At 40.3% G+C, this 6,173-nt stretch carries 6 protein-coding genes; all 6 read right to left on the reverse strand.

Annotation, left to right across the window (positions count from 1 at the left end; translation table 11 throughout):
• Positions 1–60: 60 nt before the first annotated feature.
• The 6 genes from QZ334_RS06325 to QZ334_RS06350 all read right to left on the reverse strand — a co-directional run bounded on the left by QZ334_RS06325 (position 61) and on the right by QZ334_RS06350 (position 5,775).
• Entirely contained in the window at positions 61–417 is a 357-nt protein-coding gene (locus tag QZ334_RS06325) for a cupin domain-containing protein (RefSeq protein WP_178885421.1), read from the reverse strand.
• A gap of 28 nt (positions 418–445) precedes the next feature.
• Positions 446–1,321 (reverse strand): DUF4261 domain-containing protein, encoded by an 876-nt coding sequence (locus QZ334_RS06330; RefSeq protein WP_155086597.1) that lies wholly within the window; start codon positions 1,319–1,321, stop codon positions 446–448.
• 176 nt (positions 1,322–1,497) lie between these two features.
• Positions 1,498–3,045 carry a citrate lyase subunit alpha gene (gene citF / locus QZ334_RS06335; RefSeq protein ID WP_295232899.1) on the reverse strand — a complete coding sequence of 516 codons (1,548 nt, stop codon included), beginning with the start codon at positions 3,043–3,045 and terminating at the stop codon, positions 1,498–1,500.
• Positions 3,035–4,000, reverse strand: coding sequence for an HpcH/HpaI aldolase/citrate lyase family protein (locus QZ334_RS06340; RefSeq protein ID WP_004695279.1), 966 nt, complete (start codon positions 3,998–4,000; stop codon positions 3,035–3,037). The genes citF and QZ334_RS06340 overlap by 11 nt, the downstream gene beginning before the upstream one ends.
• On the reverse strand, positions 4,000–4,269 hold the full coding sequence (citD, locus tag QZ334_RS06345) for a citrate lyase acyl carrier protein (protein WP_005385629.1): 270 nt from the start codon (positions 4,267–4,269) through the stop codon (positions 4,000–4,002). Before citD ends, QZ334_RS06340 begins: the two co-directional genes overlap by 1 nt.
• Positions 4,270–4,374: 105 nt before the next feature.
• On the reverse strand, positions 4,375–5,775 hold the full coding sequence (locus QZ334_RS06350) for a DASS family sodium-coupled anion symporter (RefSeq protein WP_295232901.1): 1,401 nt from the start codon (positions 5,773–5,775) through the stop codon (positions 4,375–4,377).
• Between the last annotated feature and the right edge of the window lie 398 nt (positions 5,776–6,173).

Raw genomic sequence — 6,173 nt, forward strand, 5'->3', positions numbered from 1 at the left:
CTTTATAGTATAAATATATCTCTATCACAAGATAAGAAAATACTATAAAGTGCTTTCATATTAATTTGTACTAACAGGATCATAATCAGCAGGCACAGGAGCAACGATACTTACAAAGATAACATCTTCTGTCCCAGTATTTTTTGCGCCATGACATTCACCCTTTTTAGATACTATAACTTGTCCCTTTGTAAAAGGCACCTCTGTATCAGGCGTTGGATAAAATACCCCCTTACCTTGCAATATAACCCATATATCATCAGAGTTATGATGGTAATGCTTTGGTAGGGTTTGCCCAGGTTTAATAACCCATACTGAACCACCTGTGGAATCAGTTTGATAAAATGGAGTCTTAACAGCTTTCTCCAAACTTTCGACTTTCACAAGTTCCATGTCAAAAATACGTTGATCATTCATAATGCTCACACCTTTCATCGATTTACAACTAGCGAGTTCCAGATGCATATTCGCCCATATTAATATCTATAACAGTTCGAAGAGGTTGAATCAAGGAATCCTCATACTGAACCGCCCATTTAATATCTGGATTCATATCTCCATTTTCTAAGCCTGCAATCGTTTGCCCGTCATCAATAGGATTATCGTGCTCAAAGATATAGTACAACACACTATACGCATGATTTACAATCTCATCGGGATTCATACCGTGAAAATGATACTGCAAATCAGGGTAGAATAAGGTGCTCATACCAAGCGTATCAACCATCATGTCATCTGTGCCTTGAATGCTAAAATATCGCACATTTACGGCATAATAAATAAAACGAGTTACAGCTTTATCTGGATGATTTTCAATGGTTTCTCGACTTAAGAACTTACGAGATGGACCAAAGACAACGGCCTTACAAGATGGATATAACTCTAGCAGTGCATCTACATATTTTACTAACATATCAGCCCGTTCTTTAGGCTCTAAACCCGAAGCTAACATATCTGTAGCAAATACTCTATATTGGCACTCATCTAGCAACTCATCTACATTTGGACAATCCCACACCTGACTGCGCTCAAAATCATCTAGTACAGGTTTGTCGATTTTCTCACAATTCGTCACCATCAATGTTGGTGGAACATCGGCATCATTATCTTCATAATGAACCTTATAATTCTGAGGTGCAAAACCAGCAGATTCAGCGCCATAACTAAAGCAATCAACAGGGCCTAAATGCTTTGTGAATACCTCTACCATTGTATCGCGGTCAGGCATATCACACTGCTTCGGCATTAATAACTCAACAAAAAACAAACCGCCAGGGCGAACAGAATCATCTGTTAAATCTTGTTTAAATACTTGGCTCATATTCTCTCCTAAAGTTAAAAATTAATGTAAAACAAAGCACTCTCTCTTATAGTATATCTAATGTTTATGAGTATAGCAATCATTTATATACATAACTACAAGTATTTTCGATTATTTGATACAACGTAAAAACACTCTCTACAGTCCGAAGACCATAGAGAGTGTTTTAATTTTAATTATAGAGGTTTGCGAACCACGTCGATGATAGAGCCATCGCGGTATTCTACGATTGCGATGATGTCTTCATCTTTGTCAGATACAGGAATATCTTGTGGTTTACCAACTAAGTCGAATGCTAATTGTTGTAATTCTTCAATTGTGTAGATAGGCAAGTTGCTGTCTTTGAAGCGTTCAATCAAATCAGTACGAGCTGGGTTGATTGCGATACCGTATTCAGTAACGAGTACGTCAACGGAGGAGCCTGGTGTAATTACAGTAGCTACTTTATCACGGATCATTGGCAAGCGGCCGCGGATCAATGGGCAAGTAATAACTGTGCATTTAGCACCTGCTGCTGTATCGGAGTGACCGCCGGAAGCGCCCATCAATACACCGTTGGAGTCAGTCATTACGTTTACGTTGAAATCAAGGTCGATTTCAGTAGCACCAAGGAATACTACGTCTAGGTAGTTTGTAGTGCAGTCAGTCCATGGGTTAGCGTACATGGAAGCGGACATTTCGATATGTGCAGGGTTTTTATCCAAGGATGCTGCTGCAGTAGTATCGAATGTTTGAGTATCGTAAATGGCACGAATTAAGCCTTCTTCAAGCATACCAGTCAAGATACCAGTAGCACCACCGATAGCGAAGCCACCTACTTCACCGCGTTTGCGAAGTTTTTCAGCGATGAATTTTGCCACAGTCAATGGAGCACCACCAGCACCCAATTGGAATACGAAACCATCTTTAATGATGCCAGCTTGGTCAAGGAATTCACCAGCTAATTCAGCGATTTTGATTTGGATAGGGTTTTTAGTGAAACCTACCGCACCAGAAGCGATACCTTCTGGATCACCAATGCTTTCAACCTCAACAACATAATCTACGTCAGTTTGAGGGATTGCATAGTTGTGTACATAGTCAACCAAGTTATCTGTAATAATAACAGTTGTATCTGCATAGTGGGAGTCCACTTTAGCATAGCCAAGCGCACCACATGCGGATTTACCCATACGACCAGTAGCATTACCACGTGGGTCAGCTGTAGGAGCAGCCATGAAAGCTACGTCGATATGAACTTCGCCAGATTCGATAGCACGAGCACGGCCACCGTGGGAACGAATCACTACAGGGCGTTTCAATACGCCTGGGTTTTGAGTCAAGAATTTACCAAGACGATCGCGCAAGCCAGATGTTTCAATAGCTGTTACAGTACCATCTTGAATCATTTCTACCAAGAATTCATGGCATGGAGACAAGGAAGAAGACGCAATTGTAATGTCTTTAATGCCTTTTGCTTGAACGCGTTCCATAACCATTTTCATTACATAGTCGCCATTGCGCAAGTGATGATGGAAGGACAATGTCATACCATCTTTTACGCCAGCTTTTTCGATTGCTTCATCAATAGAAACAAGTACTTTATTAGTACCAACACGACTCATATGTACAGGTTTACCTGCGCGATGAGCTTTAGGTTCAATAGCGAATTCACCTTGATATACTTCGCGACCTTCTAGTGCTGGGATATTTGTTGGGATATCGCGACCTACTTTATTTAACATCGTATTCTGCTCCTTCCTCTAATTCAACTTTAATGCCTGCTGCACGTGCTTTATCAACAACGCGTTGTGCACGTACTACGATAGGACCATCGATCATTTTGCCATCTACGGAGATTACGCCTTTATTGTTGCGCAATGCATCTGCGTAGCTGTTCAATACCTTAACGGAGTGAGCGATTTCTTTTTCGTCAGGAGTGAATACTTCGTGGATAATTTTGATTTGGCTTGGGTGGATACAAGATTTGCCATCGTAACCCAAAGCTTTAATGAATTCAACTTCTTCGCGGAAGCCTTGTGGGTCTTTCACGTCGGAGAATACAGTGTCAATTACGCGGATACCTGCTTCACGCGCTGCATGAAGAATTGTTTGACGAGCGAATAGCAATTCAACAGCTGGTTTATGCTTACCTGTACGAAGGTCAGCACGGTAATCTTCAGCGCCAAGAGCGATAGCTACTACGCGAGGGCCGTGACAGATTTCACGAACATTGTACAAGCCACGAACGGATTCGATAGCTACGATAATGTTGATAGTACCTTCTGGCCAGCCATTAGCTTTTTCTACTTCTTCAATTTTCTTCGCTACGATTTCAACTTCAGATACATCTTCAGTTTTAGGTAAACGAATCATATCAGGTTTAGCTGGAACGATTACATCAAGATCGTCATAGCCATAAGGAGTTTGTGTAGGATGGTTGATACGAACAACTGTTTCTGCACGGAATTTACGAGATTTCAATGCTTCTGCAGTTAAAAGACGAGCTGTATCTTTTTCTGTAATAGGCACGGAATCTTCGATATCGATCATGATGGAGTCAGCACCGTGAATGTCAGCACTGTTAATCATTTTAGGTGTATTACCAGGTACGAACATCATGGAACGAGACAAGCGTTTTTTAGCAGCCTCTGTTAATGGATTTGTTTTAACTTCTGGGAATGTTTTATCGTTAGCCATTATGCTTTGCTCCCCCTTTCCAATGCGCCTAATACGCGAGCTTTAATTGTGTAATCCCAAGCATTTTTGTCTTGTACGATTACTTTTACGCCATCAAAACCAGCTTCTTTCACTGTGTTTAAGATAACGGATTTAATTTGGTCGCCGTATTGGCGGATAACTTTGGATGTTAATTCAATTTCGATACCGCTAGCAATCGGTTCAACCGTTACTAATGCATCATTTTTTTCGTCGAAGCCAGCTTGTGCAGCTTTTACTAATTGTGCCATGTTGCATCCTTTCACTAAAAATATATCAAATGGCAAAGACCAGACGTGTCGCGAATGTCTGGTCCGTGCCGTTAAAACAATGTTGATTATAAAACTATATGGTGATTAAATCATACCGATGAAAGTCCACCAAGGAATACCTACTACAAAGAGTAGAATCCAACTCAATACTGCTAAGATTGCACCAGCAGTCCACCAATCTTTCAAGTTATTGTAACCTGCAGAGTAGATGATTGGACCAGGAGATGCACCGTAGTGAGTTACGAGACCGCCAAACGCATTTGTTGCAAGCAATACTAAACCAAACATAACAGGGTTAACACCAGCTGCCATACCTACAGTTAAGAATACTGGAAGCATAGATGCAATGTATGCAGTACTGGAAGCAAATAAGTAACGAATGACTACGCTAATAGCAGAAAGAATTAAAACAACTACGAGTGGAGATACATCGAGTGCCAAGTTTGCTTGCATAAATGCTGCAAGCCAAGCAAAGAATTTAGCTTTTGTTAAAGCAGTGGATAAACCAAGGATAGCACCGAACCAGATGAATGTGTTCCAAACAGCTTTAGTCTGAACCATGTCATCCCAAGTGATGATACCAGCCAAGAATACAACAGTCATAGCTACTAATGCTACTGCTGTTGGGCTCAAGTCAAAACCGATGGAAGGCAAAGCCCAACCGATAAGAGCAAGAATAAATACAACTGCCAAGATTTTTTCAGATGTTTTCATAGGTCCTAATTTGGCAAGACCATCAGCAGCTAATTTTTTGTTATCGATAGTAACATTTTCAGGACGGTCAATCCAGTAACCTACAAGTGGTACGAAGATCAACATTACAAGACCTGGAAGAGCTAAGGCCAAAGCCCATTCAGCCCAAGTCATGTTAAGACCAGTGATTTTAGTAACAAAGTCCAAAGCCAACACGTTTGGAGCCATAGCTGTTAAGAACATGAAGGATGTAATTTTTGTTACGAAATAACCATTCATCAAGATGAAGGAACCACCGCGTTTGGCAGTATCGCCAGGATAAGAACCGATAGATTCAGCGATGGATAAGTTAATTGGATATACGATACCAGCCGCACGTGCTGTATTAGAAGGTGTAGCTGGAGATAATACTAAATCAAGAAGTGCTGTTACATAACCAAGGCGTAATACAGTTGAACCAAATGCATCAATCAAATGGTATGCAACGCGGTGACCAAGACCAGTTTTACCAAAGGCAACGCTCAAGGAGAACGCAGCGATGATCATCCACAATGCAGTGGATCCATAACCTACCAAGATATCTTTTGCATTGTCTAAGAATAATGCAGATGCAGATAATACAGCTAATAAAATAATTTGAATTGGGTATGGTTTTAAAATCAAACCTACGATACCTGCAATGTAGAAGCCTAGAAGGCGCCACGCCGTATCAGTGAGCCCATCTGGTGGAGTTGTAAACCAGAGGACAACAGGGATTAGCACTATAAGTGCTAGTTTTAAGAATTTTTCCATGTTTCTTCCTTTCTTAAAAACATAGGCATGTAATCATCCTAACACTACCCCAGAAATTCGTGATACGCGACTATCAACTATTGAACTCTAGGAGTTTTTGTCTACACTCATTATATATGCTTAAAAGAATTATGAATAATAGATTACCTTTATAGGGGTTATAAAAACTTTTATATCTACTATTCATACTTTTTATGCATTTTGAGCATAGAATTGCAGACCTAAATGAAAAAAATGCATGTATACGTCCCCAAAGGGGGTATACATGCACTTACATGGTTACTGCCTTGCTCTTTCGAGACACCTTTATTATGACTGATTATATCGAAAAAGTCTAATACTGAAATAGCATGGATAGACAGTTATAAAGCCTTATATAGACTCGATTTGTATAATCT

It is taken from the genome of Veillonella sp. (assembly GCF_019414865.1).
Lineage (GTDB): Bacteria > Bacillota > Negativicutes > Veillonellales > Veillonellaceae > Veillonella.

Bases quoted from the DNA above. Each gene is read 5' to 3' on its own strand.
- citD (WP_005385629.1), bottom strand. From the start codon at position 4,269: ATGGCACAATTAGTAAAAGCTGCACAAGCTGGCTTCGACGAAAAAAAT.
- QZ334_RS06350 (WP_295232901.1), bottom strand. From the start codon at position 5,775: ATGGAAAAATTCTTAAAACTAGCACTTATAGTGCTAATCCCTGTTGTC.
- QZ334_RS06340 (WP_004695279.1), bottom strand. From the start codon at position 4,000: ATGGCTAACGATAAAACATTCCCAGAAGTTAAAACAAATCCATTAACA.
- citF (WP_295232899.1), bottom strand. From the start codon at position 3,045: ATGTTAAATAAAGTAGGTCGCGATATCCCAACAAATATCCCAGCACTA.
- QZ334_RS06330 (WP_155086597.1), bottom strand. From the start codon at position 1,321: ATGAGCCAAGTATTTAAACAAGATTTAACAGATGATTCTGTTCGCCCT.
- QZ334_RS06325 (WP_178885421.1), bottom strand. From the start codon at position 417: ATGAATGATCAACGTATTTTTGACATGGAACTTGTGAAAGTCGAAAGT.